Raw genomic sequence first — 20,570 nt, forward strand, 5'->3', positions numbered from 1 at the left:
TTCCGAATGCTATCATGCCATACCACGGAAGGTTTTTCGCCATTCGGCGGCGTTAACGCAAATGCACGCCACTTCGCCGTCCGGCCACCAGAATAGCCTGCGATTCAACCCCTTCTTCGATCTGTTTTGCTACCCGTTGCAGCGCCGGAAGATGTTTTTCTGCCGCCTGTTCGATGGTCATTGCGCTCGCCATATACACCAGATTCAGACAGCCAATCACCCGTTGTTCACTGCGCAGCGGTACGGCGATAGAGGCGATCTTCTCCTCCTGATCCCAGCCGCGGTAGTTCTGTCCGTACCCCTCTTTGCGCGCGCGCGCCAGAATGGCTTCCAGCTTTAACGGTTCCCGTGCCAGTTGATAGTCATCACCGGGGCGGGCGGCTAACATTTCGATTAATTCCTTGCGTTCTTGTTCCGGGCAAAAGGCCAGCCAGGTCAGGCCCGAGGCGGTTTTCAGGAGCGGTAAACGCCGCCCGACCATTGCCCGGTGAAAGGATAATCGACTGAAACGGTGAGTGGTTTCGCGTACCACCATTGCATCAACATCCAGCGTGGACACATCTGTCGGCCATACCACTTCGCGCAACAGCTCGCCCAGCAGCGGGGCCGCCAGTGCAGAAATCCACTGTTCGTCACGAAACCCTTCGCTTAATTGCCGCACTTTGATGGTCAGACGAAAACTGTCATCGGAGATACTGCGCCGGACATATCCCTCTTCCAGTAACGTCTCCAGCAGTCGCCGCACAGTGGTGCGATGCAGACCGCTGAGTTCCGCCAGCAGCCCGACGCTGGCACCGCCGTCAAGTTTATTTAACATATTTAATAACATTAGACCGCGGGTTAATCCGCGCACGGTTTTGTATTCCGCCTGCTCATCGTTCTGCATATTAATTGACATTTCTATAGTTAAAACAACGTTGTGCACCTGGTGCACATTCGGGCATGTTTTGATTGTAGCCGAAAACACCCTTCCTATACTGAGCGAACAATAAAAAATCATTTACATGTTTTTAACAAAATAAGTTGCGCCGTACTGTGCGCGCAACGGCATTTTGTCCGAGTCGTGAGGTACTGAAATGGCAATACAACACCCTGACATCCAGCCTGCTGTTAACCATAACGTTCAGGTGGCGATCGCTGGTGCCGGTCCGGTCGGGCTGATGATGGCGAACTATCTCGGCCAGATGGGCATTGACGTGCTGGTGGTGGAGAAACTCGATAAGTTGATCGACTACCCCCGTGCGATTGGTATTGATGACGAGGCGCTGCGCACCATGCAGTCGGTTGGCCTGGTCGATAATGTTCTGCCGCACACTACGCCGTGGCATGCGATGCGTTTTCTCACCCCAAAAGGCCGCTGTTTTGCTGATATTCAGCCAATGACCGATGAATTTGGCTGGCCGCGCCGTAACGCTTTTATTCAGCCGCAGGTCGATGCGGTGATGCTGGAAGGGTTGTCGCGTTTTCCGAATGTGCGCTGCTTGTTTTCCCGCGAGCTGGAGGCCTTCAGCCAGCAAGATGACGAAGTGACCTTGCACCTGAAAACGGCTGAAGGGCAGCGGGAAACGGTCAAAGCCCAGTGGCTGGTGGCCTGTGATGGTGGGGCAAGTTTTGTTCGCCGCACCCTGAATGTGCCGTTTGAAGGTAAAACCGCGCCAAATCAGTGGATTGTGGTAGATATCGCCAACGATCCGTTAAGTACGCCGCATATCTATTTGTGTTGCGATCCAGTGCGCCCGTATGTTTCTGCCGCGTTGCCTCATGCGGTACGTCGCTTTGAATTTATGGTGATGCCGGGAGAAACCGAAGAACAGCTGCGTGAGCCGCAAAATATGCGCAAGCTGTTAAGCAAAGTGCTGCCTAATCCGGACAATGTTGAATTGGTTCGCCAGCGTGTCTACACCCACAACGCGCGACTGGCGCAACGTTTTCGTATCGATCGCGTACTGCTGGCGGGCGATGCCGCGCACATCATGCCGGTGTGGCAGGGGCAGGGCTATAACAGCGGTATGCGCGACGCCTTTAACCTCGCCTGGAAACTGGCGTTGGTTATCCAGGGGAAAGCCCGTGATGCGCTGCTCGATACCTATCAACAAGAACGTCGCGATCACGCCAAAGCGATGATTGACCTGTCCGTGACGGCGGGCAACGTGCTGGCTCCGCCGAAACGCTGGCAGGGTACGTTACGTGATGGCGTTTCCTGGCTACTGAATTATCTGCCGCCAGTAAAACGCTACTTCCTCGAAATGCGCTTCAAGCCGATGCCGCAATATTACGGCGGTGCGCTGGTGCGTGAGGGCGAAGCGAAGCACTCTCCGGTCGGCAAGATGTTTATTCAGCCGAAAGTCACGCTGGAAAACGGCGACGTGACGCTGCTCGATAACGCGATCGGCGCGAACTTCGCGGTAATTGGCTGGGGATGCAATCCACTGTGGGGGATGAGCGACGAGCAAATCCAGCAGTGGCGCGCGTTGGGCACACGCTTCATTCAGGTGGTGCCGGAAGTGCAAATACATACCGCACAGGATAACCACGACGGCGTGCTACGCGTGGGCGATACGCAAGGTCGCCTGCGTAGCTGGTTCGCACAACACAATGCTTCGCTGGTGGTGATGCGCCCGGATCGCTTTGTTGCCGCCACCGCCATTCCGCAAACTCTGGGCAATACGCTGAATAAACTGGCGTCGGTGATGACGCTGACTCGCCCTGATGCCGACGTTTCTGTCGAAAAGGTAGCCTGATATGCACGCTTATCTTCACTGTCTTTCCCATTCGCCGCTGGTGGGGTATGTCGACCCGGCGCAAGAGGTACTCGATGAGGTCAATGGCGTGATTGCCAGCGCCCGCGAGCGTATTGCGGCTTTCTCCCCTGAACTGGTGGTGCTGTTTGCACCAGATCACTACAACGGTTTTTTCTATGACGTGATGCCGCCGTTCTGTTTAGGCGTTGGGGCGACGGCAATTGGTGATTTCGGCAGTGCAGCAGGAGAGCTGCCCGTGCCTGTGGAGCTGGCGGAGGCCTGTGCGCATGCCGTCATGAAGAGCGGGATCGATCTTGCCGTTTCTTACTGTATGCAGGTAGACCACGGGTTCGCCCAGCCGCTGGAGTTCCTGCTCGGCGGGCTGGATAAGGTGCCAGTTCTGCCTGTTTTCATCAACGGCGTCGCCACGCCTTTGCCTGGTTTCCAGCGTACCCGTTTGTTGGGTGAAGCCATTGGACGTTTCACCAGCACTCTCAATAAACGCGTGCTGTTCCTTGGGTCCGGTGGGCTTTCCCATCAGCCGCCGGTGCCAGAACTGGCGAAAGCCGATGCCCATATGCGCGACCGTTTGTTGGGGAGCGGGAAAGATTTACCCGCCAGTGAGCGTGAATTGCGTCAGCAACGGGTGATCAGCGCCGCTGAGAAGTTTGTTGAGGATCAGAGAACTCTGCATCCGCTCAACCCGATTTGGGATAACCAGTTCATGACTTTGCTGGAGCAGGGTCGCATACAGGAACTGGATGCCGTCAGTAACGAAGAGCTTTCCGCCATTGCCGGAAAGTCGACACATGAAATCAAAACCTGGGTCGCCGCTTTTGCCGCTATTTCTGCGTTTGGCAACTGGCGTAGCGAAGGGCGTTATTACCGCCCAATCCCGGAGTGGATTGCCGGATTTGGCTCGTTAAGCGCCAGAACAGAGAACTGAATATGCAGGAGAAGATGATGAGTTATCAGCCACAAACCGAAGCCGCCACCAGCCGTTTTCTGAATGTAGAAGAAGCGGGTAAAACGCTGCGCATCCATTTTAATGACTGCGGACAAGGCGACGAAACTGTTGTCCTGCTGCATGGTTCCGGCCCCGGTGCTACTGGCTGGGCGAACTTCAGCCGCAATATCGATCCGCTGGTAGAGGCGGGCTATCGGGTGATCCTGTTGGATTGTCCGGGCTGGGGTAAGAGCGATGCGATCGTTAATAGTGGTTCGCGATCGGATCTTAATGCACGAATCCTGAAAAGCGTGGTGGATCAACTGGATATCGCCAAAATCCACTTGCTGGGCAACTCGATGGGCGGCCACAGTTCTGTGGCGTTCACTCTTAACTGGCCGGAGCGCGTCGGCAAACTGGTGCTGATGGGCGGCGGTACGGGCGGCATGAGTTTGTTTACGCCGATGCCAACCGAAGGTATTAAGCGACTGAATCAGCTTTATTGCCAGCCTACTATCGAAAACCTGAAGCTGATGATGGATATCTTCGTTTTTGATACCAGCGATTTGACCGACGCCCTGTTTGAAGCGCGCCTGAATAATATGCTGTCGCGTCGCGATCACCTGGAAAACTTCGTTAAGAGCCTGGAAGCCAATCCGAAACAGTTCCCGGATTTTGGCCCACGTCTGGCGGAAATCAAAGCACAAACCCTGATTGTCTGGGGGCGCAACGACCGTTTTGTGCCGATGGATGCGGGTCTGCGTCTGCTGTCCGGCATTGCCGGTTCTGAACTGCATATCTTCCGCGACTGTGGTCACTGGGCGCAGTGGGAACATGCCGACGCTTTCAATCAACTGGTGCTGAATTTCCTCGCACGCCCTTAAGGAATGGTCATGACGAAGCATACTCTTGAGCAACTGGCGGCGGATTTACGCCGCGCCGCAGAGCAGGGCGAAGCGATTGCGCCGCTGCGCGATCTGATTGGTATTGAAAACGCGAAAGCCGCCTACGCCATTCAGCGCATCAATGTGCAACATGACGTCGCTCAGGGACGGCGAGTGGTGGGGCGCAAAGTGGGACTGACGCATCCGAAAGTGCAACAACAACTGGGCGTTGATCAACCGGATTATGGGACGTTATTTGCCGACATGTGTTATGGCGATAATGAAACCATTCCTTTTTCCCGCGTCTTGCAACCCCGCATTGAAGCGGAGATCGCACTGGTTTTGAACCGCGATTTGCCCGCGACCGATACCACGTTTAACGAACTGTATAACGCCATTGAATGGGTACTTCCGGCGCTGGAAGTGGTGGGTAGCCGCATCCGCGACTGGTCGATTCAGTTTGTCGATACCGTGGCAGATAACGCCTCCTGCGGGGTGTATGTCATCGGCGGTCCGGCGCAACGTCTGGCGGGGTTAGATCTGAAAAACTGCGCCATGAAGATGACGCGTAATAACGAAGAGGTTTCCAGCGGGCGCGGCAGCGAATGCCTGGGACATCCGCTTAATGCCGCTGTCTGGCTGGCACGCAAAATGGCCAGCCTGGGTCAACCGCTGCGCGCCGGAGATATCATTCTTACCGGGGCATTAGGTCCGATGGTGGCGGTAAATGCGGGCGATCGTTTTGAAGCCCATATTGAAGGCATAGGTTCAGTTGCTGCGACATTTTCAAGCGCAGTCCCAAAAGGAAGTCTGTCATGAGTAAGCGTAAAGTCGCCATTATCGGTTCTGGCAACATTGGCACCGATTTGATGATTAAAATTTTGCGTCACGGTCAGCATCTGGAGATGGCGGTGATGGTCGGCATTGATCCTCAGTCCGACGGTCTGGCGCGTGCCAGACGTATGGGCGTCGCCACTACCCATGAAGGGGTTATCGGGCTGATGAACATGCCTGAATTTGCTGATATCGACATTGTATTTGATGCGACCAGCGCGGGCGCGCATGTGAAAAACGATGCCGCTTTGCGCGAAGCGAAACCGGATATTCGCTTAATCGACCTGACGCCTGCTGCCATCGGCCCTTACTGCGTGCCGGTGGTTAACCTTGATGCGAATGTCGAACAACTGAACGTCAACATGGTCACCTGCGGCGGCCAGGCCACTATTCCAATGGTGGCGGCAGTTTCACGCGTGGCGCGTGTTCATTACGCCGAAATTATCGCTTCTATCGCCAGTAAATCTGCCGGACCTGGCACGCGTGCCAATATCGATGAATTTACGGAAACCACTTCGCGCGCCATTGAAGTGGTGGGCGGCGCGGCAAAAGGGAAGGCGATTATCGTGCTTAACCCAGCAGAGCCACCGTTGATGATGCGTGACACGGTGTATGTATTGAGCGACGAAGCTTCACAAGATGATATCGAAGCCTCAATCAATGAAATGGCTGAGGCGGTGCAGGCTTACGTACCGGGATATCGCCTGAAACAGCGCGTGCAGTTTGAAGTTATCCCGCAGGATAAACCGGTTAATTTGCCGGGCGTGGGGCAGTTCTCCGGACTGAAAACGGCGGTCTGGCTGGAAGTCGAAGGCGCAGCGCATTATCTGCCTGCCTATGCGGGCAACCTCGACATTATGACTTCCAGTGCGCTGGCGACAGCGGAAAAAATGGCCCAGTCACTGGCGCGCAAGGCAGGAGAAGCGGCATGAACGGTAAAAAACTTTATATCTCGGACGTCACGTTGCGTGACGGTATGCACGCCATTCGTCATCAGTATTCGCTGGAAAACGTTCGCCAGATTGCCAAAGCACTGGATGATGCTCGCGTGGATTCGATTGAAGTGGCCCATGGCGACGGTTTGCAGGGTTCCAGCTTTAACTATGGTTTCGGCGCACATAGCGACCTTGAATGGATTGAAGCGGCGGCGGATGTGGTGAAGCACGCCAAAATCGCGACGTTGTTGCTGCCAGGCATCGGCACTATTCACGATCTGAAAAATGCCTGGCAGGCTGGCGCGCGGGTGGTTCGTGTGGCAACGCACTGTACCGAAGCTGATGTTTCCGCCCAGCATATTCAGTATGCCCGTGAGCTCGGAATGGACACCGTTGGTTTTCTGATGATGAGCCATATGACCACGCCGGAAAATCTCGCGAAGCAGGCAAAGCTGATGGAAGGCTACGGTGCGACCTGTATTTATGTGGTGGATTCTGGCGGTGCGATGAACATGAGCGATATCCGTGACCGTTTCCGCGCCCTGAAAGCAGTGCTGAAACCGGAAACGCAAACCGGCATGCACGCTCACCATAACCTGAGTCTTGGCGTGGCGAATTCTATTGCGGCGGTGGAAGAGGGCTGTGACCGAATCGACGCCAGCCTCGCGGGAATGGGCGCGGGCGCAGGTAACGCGCCGCTGGAAGTATTTATTGCCGCCGCGGATAAACTGGGCTGGCAGCATGGGACCGATCTCTATGCGTTAATGGATGCCGCTGATGACCTGGTGCGTCCGTTGCAGGATCGTCCGGTACGAGTCGATCGCGAAACGCTGGCGCTGGGATACGCTGGCGTTTACTCCAGCTTCCTGCGTCACTGCGAAACGGCGGCGGCGCGTTATGGCTTAAGCGCGGTGGATATTCTCGTTGAGCTGGGCAAACGCCGGATGGTTGGCGGCCAGGAGGATATGATCGTCGACGTGGCGTTGGATCTGCGCAACAACAAATAATGATGACTGCCGAGAACGTGCATTTTGTATGCCCATCCCAGGCATGATAAGACGCGCAAGCGTCGCATCAGGCATCTGCGCACGACTGCCGGATGCGGCGTAAACGCCTTATCCGGCCTACATTTCGCCCGCAGGCTGTAGGCATGATAAGACACGTCAGCGTCGCATCAGGCATCTGTGCACGCCTGCCGGATGCGGCGTAAACGCCTTATCCGCCCTACGGATGGCGTGAGAATTTGTAGGCCTGATAAGACGCGTTAGCGTCGCATCAGGCATGGTGCACGACTGCCGGATGCGGCGTAAACGCCTTATCCGGCCTACATTTCGCCTGCAGGCTGTCATTAAATGGTTCTGATTACGCGGCTGGCAATGTATCAGCCGCGATTCACCTGCACTCACAACGAGGTTCATCTTATGTCGACTCGTACCCCTTCATCATCTTCATCCCGCCTGATGCTGACCATCGGGCTTTGTTTTTTGGTCGCTCTGATGGAAGGACTGGATCTTCAGGCGGCTGGCATTGCGGCGGGTGGCATCGCCCAGGCTTTCGCACTCGATAAAATGCAAATGGGCTGGATATTCAGCGCCGGAATACTCGGTTTGCTACCCGGCGCGCTGGTTGGCGGAATGCTGGCGGACCGTTATGGTCGTAAGCGTATTTTGATTAGCTCAGTTGCGCTGTTTGGTTTGTTCTCGCTGGCAACGGCGATTGCCTGGGATTTCCCATCGCTGGTCTTTGCACGGCTGATGACCGGTGTCGGACTGGGGGCGGCGTTGCCGAATCTTATCGCCCTGACGTCTGAAGCCGCGGGTCCACGTTTTCGTGGGACGGCAGTGAGCCTGATGTATTGCGGTGTCCCCATTGGCGCGGCGCTGGCGGCGACGCTGGGTTTCGCGGGGGCAAACTTAGCCTGGCAAACGGTGTTTTGGGTCGGTGGTGTGGTGCCGTTGATTCTGGTGCCGCTATTAATGCGCTGGCTGCCGGAGTCGGCGGTTTTCGCTGGCGAAAAACAGGACGCGCCACCACTGCGTGCGTTATTTGCGCCAGAAACGGCCACCGCGACGCTGCTGCTGTGGTTGTGTTATTTCTTCACTCTGCTGGTGGTCTACATGTTGATCAACTGGCTGCCGCTGCTTTTGGTGGAGCAAGGATTCCAGCCATCACAGGCGGCTGGGGTGATGTTTGCACTGCAAATGGGGGCGGCAAGTGGGACGTTAATGTTGGGTGCATTGATGGATAAGCTGCGTCCAGTAACCATGTCGCTACTGATTTATAGCGGCATGTTAGCTTCGCTGCTGGCGCTGGGAACGGTGTCGTCATTTAACGGGATGTTGCTGGCGGGATTTGTCGCGGGGTTGTTTGCGACAGGTGGGCAAAGCGTTTTGTATGCCCTGGCACCGTTGTTTTACAGCTCGCAGATCCGCGCAACAGGTGTGGGAACAGCCGTGGCGGTAGGGCGTCTGGGGGCTATGAGCGGCCCGTTGCTGGCCGGGAAAATGCTGGCATTAGGCACTGGCACGGTTGGCGTAATGGCCGCTTCTGCGCCGGGTATTCTTGTTGCTGGGTTGGCGGTGTTTATTTTGATGAGTCGGAAATCAAGAATGCAGGCGTGCGCCGATGCCTGACGCGCCTTATTAAGCAGGGGCGAAAGGGACTTGCCCTCAATACACCTACGGCGTTTACAGGTATACTCGCTAAAAATTATTCAGCGGGTTTGGAAACAAAGATGGCAAAACTTACCTTACAAGAGCAGTTGCTCAAAGCAGGATTAGTCACCAGCAAAAAAGCGGCGAAGGTCGAGAGAACGGCGAAAAAATCGCGCGTTCAGGCGCGTGAAGCTCGGGCGGCGGTAGAAGAAAATAAAAAGGCACAGCTTGAGCGTGATAAACAGCTTAGCGAGCAACAAAAACAAGCGGCGTTGGCGAAAGAATATAAAGCCCAGGTGAAGCAGCTTATTGAAATGAACCGAATCACCATTGCCAATGGCGATATTGGTTTTAACTTTACCGATGGTAATCTGATTAAGAAGATTTTTGTTGATAAGCTCACGCAAACGCAGTTGATTAATGGTCGTCTGGCGATTGCTCGCTTGTTGGTCGATAACAATAGCGAAGGTGAATACGCCATTATTCCCGCCAGCGTTGCCGATAAAATTGCTCAGCGTGATGCCAGCAGTATTGTGTTGCATAGTGCACTCAGCGCCGAAGAGCAGAATGAAGATGATCCGTATGCCGACTTCAAAGTGCCTGATGATTTGATGTGGTAAACATAGATCAGCCGTGCGCCATGCCTGATGCGACGCTTGCGCGTCTTATCAGGCCTACGGTTTACGGGCGAAATGTAGGTGGATAAGGCGTTTACGCCGCATCCGGCAGGCGTGCGCAAATGATCAACGCATATTCAATTTATTGGCGTGGTAGGCAATATGCTCGCCAATAAAACTGGAGACAAAATAATAGCTGTGGTCGTAACCTTCGTGATAACGGATTAACGCCTTGATATTCATCTCCTGACAGACCTTTTCAAGATTTTGAGTCCGCAACTGTTCCGCGTAAAAATCATCACTCAACCCCTGATCAACCATGATTTCCGCAACGCGTTGACCTTGTGAAATAAGGCTCACCGGATCGTAATCCAACCAGGCATCTTTATTTTCACCAAGATATGCGGCAAAGGCTTGCTGTCCCCACGGTACTTGCGATGGGGAGACAATGGGCGAAAACGCCGAGACGCTGACATATTCATCTGGATTACGTAACGCCAGCACTAGCGCGCCCAGCCCGCCCATAGAATGACCTGAAATAGACTTTCTGGCCGTTGCCGGAAAATGTTGCATCACTAAATCCGGCAGCTCGTTGCGGATATAGTCATACATTTTGAAATTTTCATTCCACGGCGCTTGCGTCGCGTTCAGGTAAAACCCGGCACCTTGCCCGAGATCGTAACGGTCGGCATCTGCGACATGACTGCCTCGCGGACTGGTGTCCGGCGCAACAACAATAATGTTGTGTTCAGCCGCGTAACGTTGCATCCCCGATTTGGTAATGAAATTCTGCTCGTTGCAGGTCAGGCCCGAAAGCCAGTACAGCACCGGCAATTTTTCACTCGCGGCTTTTGGTGGGAGATAGACGCCGACATTCATTTCACAATTCAGTGATTGGGAATAATGCCGATACACATTTTGCCAGCCGCCAAAGCTGGCATGTTTTTCAATGAGTTCCATCAGTCATTATCTCACGGTTAATTCCCCGGACGGCTGCCCGGGGACGGTATTAAGCTCCTCGTCTGAACTGGACGGGGCAAACCTGCGGGAAATTAGTAACGAATTACGGTTCGAATGGATTTGCCTTCATGCATCAGGTCGAAGGCGTCATTAATTTCATCCAGGCTCATGGTATGCGTAACAAACGGTTCCAGGTCGATATCACCTTTCATCGCATCTTCAACCATACCCGGTAACTGGGAACGACCTTTCACGCCGCCAAACGCGGAACCTTTCCATACGCGACCGGTGACCAACTGGAATGGGCGCGTTGAAATTTCTTGACCGGAACCTGCTACCCCGATGATTACCGACTGACCCCAGCCGCGGTGCGCACTTTCCAGCGCCGCACGCATCACATTGACGTTACCGATGCACTCGAAGGTATGGTCGATACCCCATTTGTTGATATCCAGCAGGACATCTTTAATCGGTTTGTCGTAGTCATTCGGGTTAATGCAGTCGGTGGCACCGAAGCGACGCGCCAAATCGAATTTCTTCGGGTTCGTATCAATAGCGATAATCCGTCCCGCTTTCGCCTGACGAGCGCCCTGAACCACTGCCAGACCAATCGCGCCAAGACCAAACACGGCAACAGAATCACCTGGCTGGACTTTAGCAGTATTATGCACCGCGCCAATGCCGGTGGTCACGCCACAGCCCAGCAGGCAGACGTGTTCATGGTTTGCTTCTGGATTAATTTTGGCCAGAGACACTTCCGCAACCACGGTGTATTCACTGAATGTGGAACAGCCCATGTAGTGATAAAGCGGCTGCCCGTTGTAAGAAAAACGGGTGGTGCCGTCTGGCATCAGGCCTTTGCCCTGGGTTTCGCGAACCGCGACACAGAGGTTGGTTTTGCCGGAACGACAGAACTCACACTCGCCGCACTCTGCGGTATAAAGTGGGATCACATGGTCGCCAGGTTTGACGCTGGTTACGCCTTCACCGACTTCAACCACAACGCCAGCCCCTTCGTGACCAAGAACCACCGGGAACACACCTTCCGGGTCATCGCCGGAGAGGGTAAATGCGTCGGTATGGCAAACGCCGGTATGGGTAACTTTGATCAGCACTTCACCTTTTTTCGGTGGTGCAACGTCAATTTCAACGATTTCCAGCGGTTTACCGGGAGCAAATGCAACGGCAGCACGTGATTTCATCTTTCGCTCTTCCTCAATATGGTAATAGATTCAGCTATTTAAGATAGGCTCGAACCAGTTCAATAGTGTCGTCAACGGATTGGCTGACTTCACGGCTGTAGCAGTCATTTCGGTCAAACGTTTCCCGGATATGGCTTTCAAGCACTTCTGCCATCAGCCCGTTAGCCGCGCCCCGAACGGCGGCTATCTGTTGGAGTATGGCACGGCATTCGGCATCACCCTCCAGCGACCGTTCCAGAGCATCAATCTGCCCCCGAATACGACGAACTCGAGTAAGGACCTTTTTCTTCTCTTCCGGAGTACTGGGCATTTCGCACCTCATCATCTGCACGCAATATACTATAGGGGGGTATGCTATATGTCAATGCATACCCCCCTATAGTATATAACACTGGAGAATAAAATTTATCCGGTGAATGTGGGCGGAAAACGAAAAGGAAAGTGTTTGGGCGCTAATCGGCAGGGAAGGCCGCCCTGGATAGCGGGCGGCAGAAGGAATCAAAATTTCCAGGTCAGATGGGCTGCGAGTTGCAAGCCGTCATAATCATCGGTTGGGGTGTCGTACCACACTTTACCTGCCGTCAGCCCCAAATTAAGTTGCTCTGTTAAAGGCTGAATACGCTGTAAACTGACGCTCTTCATACTGCCGTGTCGTGTCTCTGGCGACCAGTCATAAGTGTAAGCTCCGGTCCCGCGAGTTAGCCAAAGCTGGGTATAACCACCGCCGCGCGTATCGTTCAGGCGCAGGGAAATCATATTGCTGTAACTGCCGCCCGCATCGCTTGAGTCATAATGGGTATAGCGATAGCTGGTGATCACCGGGCCGGTATAAAGCGAAACGCCACCCTGCCAGGCATTAACGTCAACGTCATCGTAATATTTGGTGTAGCGATAACCGGTCGTGAACGCCGTTTTTGGCAGCAGGGCCAGGTTAATATCCTGACGAAAATCCTGGCGGGCAAAGACCGGCGTATTATCCGCAAATGCAATACCCGTTCGGGTCGTCAGCCAGTTATTCCATTTATACCAGACCGCACCCTGGCCGCGTGTGGCATTGAAACTTTCAGTCTCGTAATCTCGACGTCCCTGGGAAAGATTGAAAAGCAGTGTTGCGTTTTCAACTTTTGCGACCAGTTCGGCATACGCTAAATTACGGTTACCATGATCGCCAGAATAATCGGTAAAATCGTAGCCTGCGGTAATAGATGTTAATCCGGCATAAGCGGGCAATGCGCTAAAGACTACTGCCGCTAATAACGTCCGTTTTATCATTTTATTCTCCTGTACGGATAAGTTCTTGCCGGAGTGAGTAATTTCCGGTAGGTAAATTACGTTCTACAATAACGTGTGGACCAAGCTGTGTATTCGGAGAAATAATTCGCCCCGGTAAAATAATAACCTGCACGCCAAGTCGTGAACGCCGACCAATATAACAACCTAATTTATCGCATCCAGTAGCGATAGTACCTTCCGCGGTGCGAACCGATACTGGCTGTTTATCCAGGCGATGATTACTGGTACGCACCAGCGCGCCTAAATATGCCCCGCTTGCTACCACCGAGTCGGCAATAAAACATTGCGGGCCAATCGTTGCTTCCGCTTCAATAACCGCATTTTTTATTTCTGTGGCAAAACCAATTTTTACACCATTACTGATTACCGTGTTGGGGCGAATAAAAGCATAATTGCCAATCAGGCAATTTGCGCCAATCACTACCGGTCCTTGAATCACTGCACCGTGGCAAATACGGGTATTGGTGCCAATAATAACTTCACCAGCACTCTCATCAATAATTACCTGGTCTGCAATCTGAATATTTTTCTCTTTAACATTAAGCTTCAGATAGCTTTTCAGTTCCTGCGACAGAAGAGTTGGAATAAGCGGTTGGCGCTTCCACCAGTGCGGAATAACGGGTGGGTTTGTCGCGCTGAGGTTCGCGTCCAGTAAAAAAGGCAATAAGTCCATAAATAATCCAGATGGCATAAGCTAATAATACATACACAACGGAAAAAGGCGCTAAAGGCACCAATAACCAGCAACGATGAAACCAGGCGCTAAAAGCACCAATAACACAAACTACGCCGACCCAGATAAGCGGAAACATTGCCAATATTACGCCATGTGGCCCGGTGGCGATGAATTCATTAAACCAGGTAGTGAGATAAATCCCAACGCCATAAAGCACAACCAGCAGCATGGGGAAAATACTGAATATGCCAAAGCGGCTAAATAAAAGTTTTTTATGTAGGCGCATACATACCGCGTAGCCCACAATCCAGCGCCGCCAGCGTCGCCATTCATCAAGCGGACTATTGCATTCCTGCGGATAAACAATGCAGCGATTCGCCTGACGAATACGGTAGCCATTAGCCACCAACGTCCAGGTGAGGTCGAGGTCTTCGACTTTGGTACGATCAGAGAAACCAAATTTACGCAGCACATCGGTGCGAAACATTCCGCAGGCTCCGCTGACAATAAACGGCGCACCACCCAATAGTTGCTGTAGCGTGCGCTTCATAACGATCATTGGCAACTTCACCGTCGCGCGGATGTGCGGCAGCAGGCCAGCGCCTTTTAACGCGGTGGAGGGAATGCCGCCTACGGCGTCAGCGCCGCGCTCAATTTCCGCCAACATATAGCCCATGCCGTTTTTATCGGGCGGGACGTAAGTATCGGCATCGCTTAAAAAAACCTGGTCGCAGGTGGCGTAGTTGAGGCCATTCATTAGCGCACCACCTTTACCGGTATTTTTTTGCGTGACGGCAACAAAGCGGTCGCCCCATTTACGTTTTACTTCTGCCATGACTGCTTCGGTATTATCAGTGGAACCGTCGTTAACGCAAATTACCCGGCAAAAATAAGGGTTGCGTAGCAGATTTTCCAGCGACTGAGCCAGACAAGGGCCTTCGTTATAGGCAGGAATAATTGCGTCAATACAGCCTTTTTTTTGGCTGGGCTTACGCCTTAACGTACTCAGGAACCATAGTAATATTGCTACGGCCATACATATAAAGATCCAGGTTTTCATGCAATCTGCTCAAAGAATCATTTTATGAATAACAAAGCCTTCACCCAGGTCGCTATTGACCTGTTGTCCGCGAAATTGTGCGACAGCACGCAAACGTTCCGGGCGCATATAATCACGCAGACTCTGACTTTTATGTTTTTGTAACGCGTTTAGTTTTATAGAAAAATATTTCTCTTCCACGGATTCAAAAACCTGTGGCATAAATGAGAGCCAGGTACTTGGCGTTTCGTAGCCGAGAATTTGAGGAATTGCCCGACAGGCCACCATTGACGCCTGATAAACGGCCAGATGATCCTGATGGCGGTCGGCATCATGCATGGTATAGACACGAATGATTTCAACATCAGACGGAATTTGAGACTTAATGATATTTTCCAGGGCGGTAATCATATCATTGAGCTGTAAATGAGCACGGGTATCAGCAAAATTAAGATGAATAGTCTGCTGGCATCCTAATATCTTTAGGGCTTCGCGTGACTCTGCGTGGCGATCGATTATTCCATCGGTGCCAGAATTGCCGGTAGTCATAACTACGGCAGCAATATAAATTCCTTTTTGCGCAAGACGAGCGAGCGATGCGCCGCAGCCTAATTCTATATCGTCAGGGTGTGCGCCAATAGCAAGAATACCTTTCTTTTTATTTTTTGAAGAAAGGAGAGCAGAATTTAAAACCTTATCCACTTAATGACACTCCATTTTAATTATTATACTGCAAGCGCAGCGATACGCGCAGAGAGGTAATCTCTGGCGCAAGCAGACGTTAAAATTTATACGTAATGAAAGTTGCTAATAACTTAGTGCCAGGATGCTATGAGGGGCTGAAAATCGACAGGGTAAAGTTTTTTTTACGTAGTTCATATGTTAGGTTTTTGTGTGTTTGCTATGTATAGTTATTTTCTTTTGCGCATTGTATTTAGATGTGAATTAGTTTGTCAATTAATTGCATTTAAAAAATATGTTCAATGAACGGATATTGTTTATATAAATGTTGTGAATGTAATATGCAGTGGGCGAAAAACAATACAGTAGTATATTTAATGCGAATATAATAACTTTATCATATATTTTGGTTTTAATAAAAATAAGAAGATAGTAAATCTCGTAATCTGACTTTTTATGCATCAATAAAATGCAGTGCAGCAATTTCCCCGAGTTGTGAGATGATGCCAATTGCATAATTAACCTTTCCTTTGCTGTTTTTTTGCTAAGAATAAAATCATCTGTACCATAACGACTAATTCTTTTATCAAATGTCTTTGTCCGCGAATACTGCTCCCATAACAAGACAGGGGAGCAGACAATCATGGCAATTTCATCGCGTAACACACTTCTTGCCGCACTGGCATTCATCGCTTTTCAGGCGCAGGCGGTGAACGTCACCGTGGCCTATCAAACCTCCGCCGAACCGGCGAAAGTCGCTCAAGCTGATAACACCTTTGCCAAAGAGAGCGGGGCGACGGTGGACTGGCGCAAGTTTGACAGCGGGGCCAGCATCGTGCGGGCATTGGCCTCGGGCGATGTGCAAATCGGCAACCTCGGCTCCAGTCCGTTAGCGGTAGCTGCCAGCCAACAGGTGCCGATTGAAGTCTTCTTGCTGGCGTCAAAACTGGGCAACTCTGAGGCGTTGGTGGTGAAGAAAACCATCAGCAAACCGGAAGACTTGATTGGTAAACGTATCGCCGTGCCGTTTATCTCCACGACACACTACAGCCTGCTGGCGGCGCTGAAACACTGGGGCATTAAACCTGGGCAAGTGGAGATAGTGAACCTGCAGCCGCCCGCGATTATCGCCGCCTGGCAACGGGGAGATATCGATGGCGCTTATGTCTGGGCACCGGCGGTTAACGCCCTGGAAAAAGACGGCAAGGTGCTGACCGATTCTGAACAGGTCGGGCAGTGGGGGGCGCCAACGCTGGACGTCTGGGTAGTGCGGAAAGATTTTGCCGAGAAACATCCAGAGGTAGTGAAAGCGTTCGCCAAAAGCGCCATCAATGCTCAGCAACCGTATATTGCTAACCCAGACGCGTGGCTGAAACAGCCGGAAAACATCAGCAAACTGGCGCGCTTAAGCGGCGTGCCGGAAGGCAATGTGCCGGGGCTGGTGAAGGGAAACACCTATCTGACGCCGCAGCAGCAAACGGTAGAACTGACCGGACCGGTGAACAAAGCGATCATCGACACCGCGCAGTTTTTGAAAGAGCAGGGCAAAGTCCCGGCTGTAGCGAATGATTACAGCCAGTACGTTACCTCTCGATTCGTGCAATAAAAGGAGGCGCAGATGCTGCAAATCTCTCATCTTTACGCCGATTATGGCGGCAAACCAGCACTGGAAGATATCAACCTGACGCTGGAAAGCAGCGAGCTGCTGGTTGTGCTGGGACCGTCCGGCTGCGGCAAAACCACGTTGCTGAATTTAATTGCTGGTTTTGTGCCTTATCAGCACGGCAGCATTCAACTGGCGGGCAAACACATTCAGGGACCGGGAGCAGAACGCGGCGTGGTTTTTCAGAATGAAGGATTGCTACCGTGGCGCAATGTGCAGGATAACGTGGCGTTCGGTCTGCAACTGGCGGGGATGGAGAAAATGCAGCGTCTGGAAATTGCTCTCCAGATGCTGAAAAAAGTAGGTCTGGAAGGCGCAGAAAAACGCTTCATCTGGCAGCTTTCTGGAGGCCAGCGTCAGCGAGTGGGGATTGCCCGCGCGCTGGCGGCAAATCCCCAACTGTTATTACTCGACGAACCGTTTGGTGCGCTGGACGCCTTTACCCGCGACCAGATGCAAACCTTGTTGCTGAAACTCTGGCAGGAGACGGGCAAGCAGGTGCTGTTGATTACTCACGATATAGAGGAAGCGGTGTTTATGGCGACCGAGTTGGTTCTGCTTTCGCCAGGGCCAGGGCGTGTGCTGGAGCGTCTTCCGCTCGACTTCGCTCGCCGCTTTGTTGCGGGAGAATCGAGTCGCAGCATCAAGTCCGATCCACAGTTTATTGCCATTCGCGAATATGTTTTAAGCCGCGTATTTGAGCAACGGGAGGCGTTCTCATGAGTGTGCTCATTAACGAAAAACTGCATTCGAGTCGGTTGAAATGGCGCTGGCCGCTCTCGCGTCAGGTGACCTTAAGCATTGGCACGTTAGCGGTTTTACTCACCGTATGGTGGACGGTGGCGGCGCTGCAACTGATTAGCCCGCTGTTTTTGCCGCCGCCGCAACAGGTACTGGAAAAACTGCTCACCATTGCCGGACCGCAAGGCTTTATGGACGCCACGCTGTGGCAGCATCTGGCAGCCAGCCTGACGCGCATTATGCTGGCGCTATTTGCAGCGGTGTTGATAGGTATTCCGGTCGGGATCGCGATGGGGATAAGCCCAACGGTGCGCGGCATTCTGGATCCGGTAATCGAGCTTTATCGTCCGGTGCCGCCGCTGGCCTATTTGCCGCTGATGGTGATCTGGTTTGGTATTGGCGAAACGTCGAAGATCTTACTGATCTATTTAGCGATTTTTGCACCGGTGGCGATGTCGGCGCTGGCGGGGGTGAAAAGCGTGCAGCAGGTTCGCATTCGTGCCGCGCAGTCGCTGGGGGCCAGCCGTATACAGGTGCTGTGGTTTGTCATTTTGCCTGGCGCGCTGCCGGAAATCCTCACCGGATTACGCATTGGTCTGGGTGTGGGCTGGTCTACGTTGGTGGCGGCGGAGCTGATTGCCGCAACGCGAGGCTTAGGTTTTATGGTCCAGTCAGCAGGTGAATTCCTTGCGACTGACGTGGTGCTGGCGGGGATCGCGGTGATTGCGATTATCGCCTTTCTTTTAGAACTGGGTCTGCGTGCGTTACAACGCCGCCTGACGCCCTGGCATGGAGAAGTACAATGAGTGAACGTCTGAGCATTACCCCGCTGGGGCCGTATATTGGCGCACAAATTTCGGGTGCCGACCTGACGCGCCCGTTAAGCGATAATCAATTTGAACAGCTTTACCATGCGGTGCTGCGTCATCAGGTGGTTTTTCTGCGTGAACAGGCGATAACGCCACAGCAGCAACGCGCGCTGGCTCAGCGTTTTGGCGAACTGCATATTCATCCTGTTTATCCTCATGCCGAAGGGGTTGACGAGATCATCGTACTGGACACCCATAACGATAATCCGCCGGATAACGACAACTGGCACACCGATGTGACATTTATTGAGACGCCGCCAGCAGGGGCGATTCTCGCAGCGAAAGAGTTGCCATCGACCGGTGGCGATACGCTCTGGACCAGCGGTATTGCCGCCTATGAGGCGCTTTCTGTTCCTTTCCGCCAGCTTTTGAGCGGGCTGCGTGCGGAGCATGATTTCCGTAAATCGTTCCCGGAATACAAGTACCGCAAAACCGAAGAGGAACATCAACGTTGGCGTGAGGCGGCCGCGAAGAATCCGCCGTTGTTACATCCAGTGGTGCGTACTCATCCGGTGAGCGGCAAAGAGGCGCTGTTTGTGAATGAAGGCTTTACTACGCGAATTGTCGATGTCAGCGAGAAAGAGAGCGGAGCCTTGTTAGGCTTTTTGTTTGCCCATATCACCAAACCGGAGTTTCAGGTGCGCTGGCGCTGGCAACCGAATGATATTGCGATTTGGGATAACCGCGTGACTCAGCACTATGCTAATGCCGATTATTTGCCACAGCGGCGGATTATGCATCGCGCGACGATTCTCGGGGATAAACCATTTTATCGGGCGGGGTGAAGGGTAAATGCCGGGTTGGGATAACCCGGCATAATGATCATTAACGCAGAATCTTCTTCTCAGCCAGATCCAGCGCAAAGTAGCTGAAAATCAGATCCGCACCCGCACGCTTAATCGAACCTAAGCTTTCTAGCACCACTTTCTCTTCATCTATAGCACCTGCCAACGCGGCGAATTTAATCATCGCGTACTCACCGCTCACCTGATACGCGCCAATCGGCAATTCAGTACGTTCACGCAGCTCACGCACGATGTCGAGGTACGCACCAGCTGGTTTAACCATCAGGCAGTCTGCGCCCTGGGCTTCATCCAGCAGTGACTCACGAATCGCCTCACGACGGTTCATTGGGTTCATCTGATAGCTTTTGCGATCGCCTTTTAATGCGCTTCCGGCAGCTTCACGGAACGGGCCATAAAAGGAAGAGGCGAATTTGGTCGAATACGACATAATCGCCGTATCTTTAAAGCCCGCAGCGTCCAGCGCCTGGCGAATCGCCTGTACCTGGCCGTCCATCGCGGCGGAAGGGGCGATGAAGTCTGCGCCTGCAGCAGCAGCAACCACGGCTTGCTTGCCTAAATTTTCCAGAGTCGCGTCGTTGTCGACGCCATGCTCGCACAGCACGCCGCAGTGTCCGTGAGAAGTGTATTCACAGAAACAGGTGTCTGACATGACGATCATTTCAGGCACGGTCTGCTTGCAGATGCGCGACATACGCGCCACCAGACCATCTTCCCGCCAGGCATCACTGCCGGTTTCATCAGTATGGTGAGAGATGCCGAAAGTCATCACCGAACGAATACCGGCGTTGGCGATGCGTTCAATTTCGCGTGCCAGATGTTTCTCTGGAATGCGCATCACGCCAGGCATGGCTTCAACGGCTTTGTAGTCGTCAATTTCTTCTTCAACAAAGATCGGCAACACCAGGTCGTTAAGGCTAAGTGTTGTCTCTTCAAACATAGCGCGCAGCGCAGGAGATTTGCGCAGGCGACGAGGGCGTTGGATTAAATCTGTCATGGTCTGCCTGATGTTTGTGGAATTAAGGTGCACAG

Annotated in this window: 21 protein-coding genes; 12 read left to right on the forward strand and 9 right to left on the reverse strand. The window is 52.9% G+C overall.

Annotated elements, in window-relative coordinates; all coding sequences use genetic code 11:
• Window positions 1–52 precede the first annotated feature (52 nt).
• Complete coding sequence (locus D9741_RS05980) at window positions 53–886, reverse strand: DNA-binding transcriptional regulator (protein WP_240725551.1); 834 nt, start codon at window positions 884–886, stop codon at window positions 53–55.
• Window positions 887–1,076: 190 nt separating this feature from the next.
• Between D9741_RS05980 and D9741_RS05985 the strand changes: the two genes are divergently transcribed.
• From D9741_RS05985 to D9741_RS06020, 8 genes are all read left to right on the forward strand, one after another.
• A complete protein-coding gene (locus D9741_RS05985) occupies window positions 1,077–2,741 on the forward strand; it encodes a bifunctional 3-(3-hydroxy-phenyl)propionate/3-hydroxycinnamic acid hydroxylase (protein ID WP_130215360.1) in 1,665 nt (554 codons plus the stop codon).
• Between the two features lies 1 nt (window position 2,742).
• Window positions 2,743–3,687 (forward strand): 2,3-dihydroxyphenylpropionate/2,3-dihydroxicinnamic acid 1,2-dioxygenase, encoded by a 945-nt coding sequence (mhpB, locus tag D9741_RS05990; RefSeq protein ID WP_130215362.1) that lies wholly within the window; start codon window positions 2,743–2,745, stop codon window positions 3,685–3,687.
• Between the two features lie 17 nt (window positions 3,688–3,704).
• Window positions 3,705–4,571 (forward strand): 2-hydroxy-6-oxonona-2,4-dienedioate hydrolase, encoded by an 867-nt coding sequence (gene mhpC / locus D9741_RS05995; RefSeq protein WP_130215607.1) that lies wholly within the window; start codon window positions 3,705–3,707, stop codon window positions 4,569–4,571.
• 9 nt (window positions 4,572–4,580) lie between these two features.
• A complete protein-coding gene (mhpD, locus tag D9741_RS06000) occupies window positions 4,581–5,390 on the forward strand; it encodes a 2-keto-4-pentenoate hydratase (RefSeq protein ID WP_130215364.1) in 810 nt (269 codons plus the stop codon).
• Window positions 5,387–6,337 carry an acetaldehyde dehydrogenase gene (mhpF, locus tag D9741_RS06005; protein WP_000044308.1) on the forward strand — a complete coding sequence of 317 codons (951 nt, stop codon included), beginning with the start codon at window positions 5,387–5,389 and terminating at the stop codon, window positions 6,335–6,337. Before mhpD ends, mhpF begins: the two co-directional genes overlap by 4 nt.
• Window positions 6,334–7,347 (forward strand): 4-hydroxy-2-oxovalerate aldolase, encoded by a 1,014-nt coding sequence (mhpE, locus tag D9741_RS06010; protein ID WP_001013507.1) that lies wholly within the window; start codon window positions 6,334–6,336, stop codon window positions 7,345–7,347. Before mhpF ends, mhpE begins: the two co-directional genes overlap by 4 nt.
• A gap of 414 nt (window positions 7,348–7,761) precedes the next feature.
• Window positions 7,762–8,973, forward strand: a complete 1,212-nt coding sequence (mhpT, locus tag D9741_RS06015) for a 3-(3-hydroxy-phenyl)propionate transporter MhpT (protein ID WP_130215366.1) — start codon at window positions 7,762–7,764, stop codon at window positions 8,971–8,973.
• 101 nt (window positions 8,974–9,074) lie between these two features.
• A complete protein-coding gene (locus D9741_RS06020) occupies window positions 9,075–9,614 on the forward strand; it encodes a DUF2058 domain-containing protein (protein WP_001096711.1) in 540 nt (179 codons plus the stop codon).
• Between the two features lie 123 nt (window positions 9,615–9,737).
• Here D9741_RS06020 and fghA read toward each other — a convergent pair whose 3' ends face one another.
• The 7 genes from fghA to D9741_RS06055 all read right to left on the reverse strand — a co-directional run bounded on the left by fghA (window position 9,738) and on the right by D9741_RS06055 (window position 15,483).
• The gene (fghA, locus tag D9741_RS06025; RefSeq protein WP_130215368.1) at window positions 9,738–10,571 is read right to left on the reverse strand and encodes an S-formylglutathione hydrolase; all 834 of its coding nucleotides are present in this window, start codon (window positions 10,569–10,571) and stop codon (window positions 9,738–9,740) included.
• Window positions 10,572–10,663: 92 nt separating this feature from the next.
• Window positions 10,664–11,773 carry an S-(hydroxymethyl)glutathione dehydrogenase gene (gene frmA, locus D9741_RS06030; RefSeq protein ID WP_000842102.1) on the reverse strand — a complete coding sequence of 370 codons (1,110 nt, stop codon included), beginning with the start codon at window positions 11,771–11,773 and terminating at the stop codon, window positions 10,664–10,666.
• A gap of 34 nt (window positions 11,774–11,807) precedes the next feature.
• Window positions 11,808–12,083 carry a formaldehyde-responsive transcriptional repressor FrmR gene (gene frmR, locus D9741_RS06035; RefSeq protein WP_001141271.1) on the reverse strand — a complete coding sequence of 92 codons (276 nt, stop codon included), beginning with the start codon at window positions 12,081–12,083 and terminating at the stop codon, window positions 11,808–11,810.
• A 188-nt stretch (window positions 12,084–12,271) separates the two neighbouring features.
• On the reverse strand, window positions 12,272–13,045 hold the full coding sequence (locus tag D9741_RS06040; RefSeq protein WP_130215370.1) for a YaiO family outer membrane beta-barrel protein: 774 nt from the start codon (window positions 13,043–13,045) through the stop codon (window positions 12,272–12,274).
• 1 nt (window position 13,046) lies between these two features.
• Window positions 13,047–13,640: an acetyltransferase gene (locus tag D9741_RS06045; RefSeq protein ID WP_240725552.1), complete on the reverse strand. Its 594-nt coding sequence runs from the start codon at window positions 13,638–13,640 to the stop codon at window positions 13,047–13,049.
• A complete protein-coding gene (locus tag D9741_RS06050; protein WP_130215372.1) occupies window positions 13,606–14,802 on the reverse strand; it encodes a glycosyltransferase family 2 protein in 1,197 nt (398 codons plus the stop codon). The genes D9741_RS06045 and D9741_RS06050 overlap by 35 nt, the downstream gene beginning before the upstream one ends.
• 9 nt (window positions 14,803–14,811) lie before the next feature.
• Complete coding sequence (locus D9741_RS06055; protein ID WP_130215374.1) at window positions 14,812–15,483, reverse strand: PIG-L deacetylase family protein; 672 nt, start codon at window positions 15,481–15,483, stop codon at window positions 14,812–14,814.
• Window positions 15,484–16,105: 622 nt separating this feature from the next.
• Between D9741_RS06055 and tauA the strand changes: the two genes are divergently transcribed.
• Genes tauA through tauD form a run of 4 tightly spaced genes read left to right on the forward strand, consistent with a single transcriptional unit; the run spans window position 16,106 to window position 19,520 of the window.
• Complete coding sequence (gene tauA / locus D9741_RS06060; RefSeq protein ID WP_130215376.1) at window positions 16,106–17,068, forward strand: taurine ABC transporter substrate-binding protein; 963 nt, start codon at window positions 16,106–16,108, stop codon at window positions 17,066–17,068.
• A 12-nt stretch (window positions 17,069–17,080) separates the two neighbouring features.
• Complete coding sequence (tauB, locus tag D9741_RS06065; RefSeq protein ID WP_130215378.1) at window positions 17,081–17,848, forward strand: taurine ABC transporter ATP-binding subunit; 768 nt, start codon at window positions 17,081–17,083, stop codon at window positions 17,846–17,848.
• Window positions 17,845–18,672 carry a taurine ABC transporter permease TauC gene (tauC, locus tag D9741_RS06070; RefSeq protein WP_130215380.1) on the forward strand — a complete coding sequence of 276 codons (828 nt, stop codon included), beginning with the start codon at window positions 17,845–17,847 and terminating at the stop codon, window positions 18,670–18,672. Before tauB ends, tauC begins: the two co-directional genes overlap by 4 nt.
• Entirely contained in the window at window positions 18,669–19,520 is an 852-nt protein-coding gene (gene tauD / locus D9741_RS06075; RefSeq protein ID WP_130215382.1) for a taurine dioxygenase, read from the forward strand. The genes tauC and tauD overlap by 4 nt, the downstream gene beginning before the upstream one ends.
• Window positions 19,521–19,560: 40 nt before the next feature.
• Here tauD and hemB read toward each other — a convergent pair whose 3' ends face one another.
• A complete protein-coding gene (gene hemB / locus D9741_RS06080) occupies window positions 19,561–20,535 on the reverse strand; it encodes a porphobilinogen synthase (protein WP_001295337.1) in 975 nt (324 codons plus the stop codon).
• Between the last annotated feature and the right edge of the window lie 35 nt (window positions 20,536–20,570).

The organism is Escherichia sp. E14V7 (genome assembly GCF_004212225.1).
Lineage (GTDB): Bacteria > Pseudomonadota > Gammaproteobacteria > Enterobacterales > Enterobacteriaceae > Escherichia.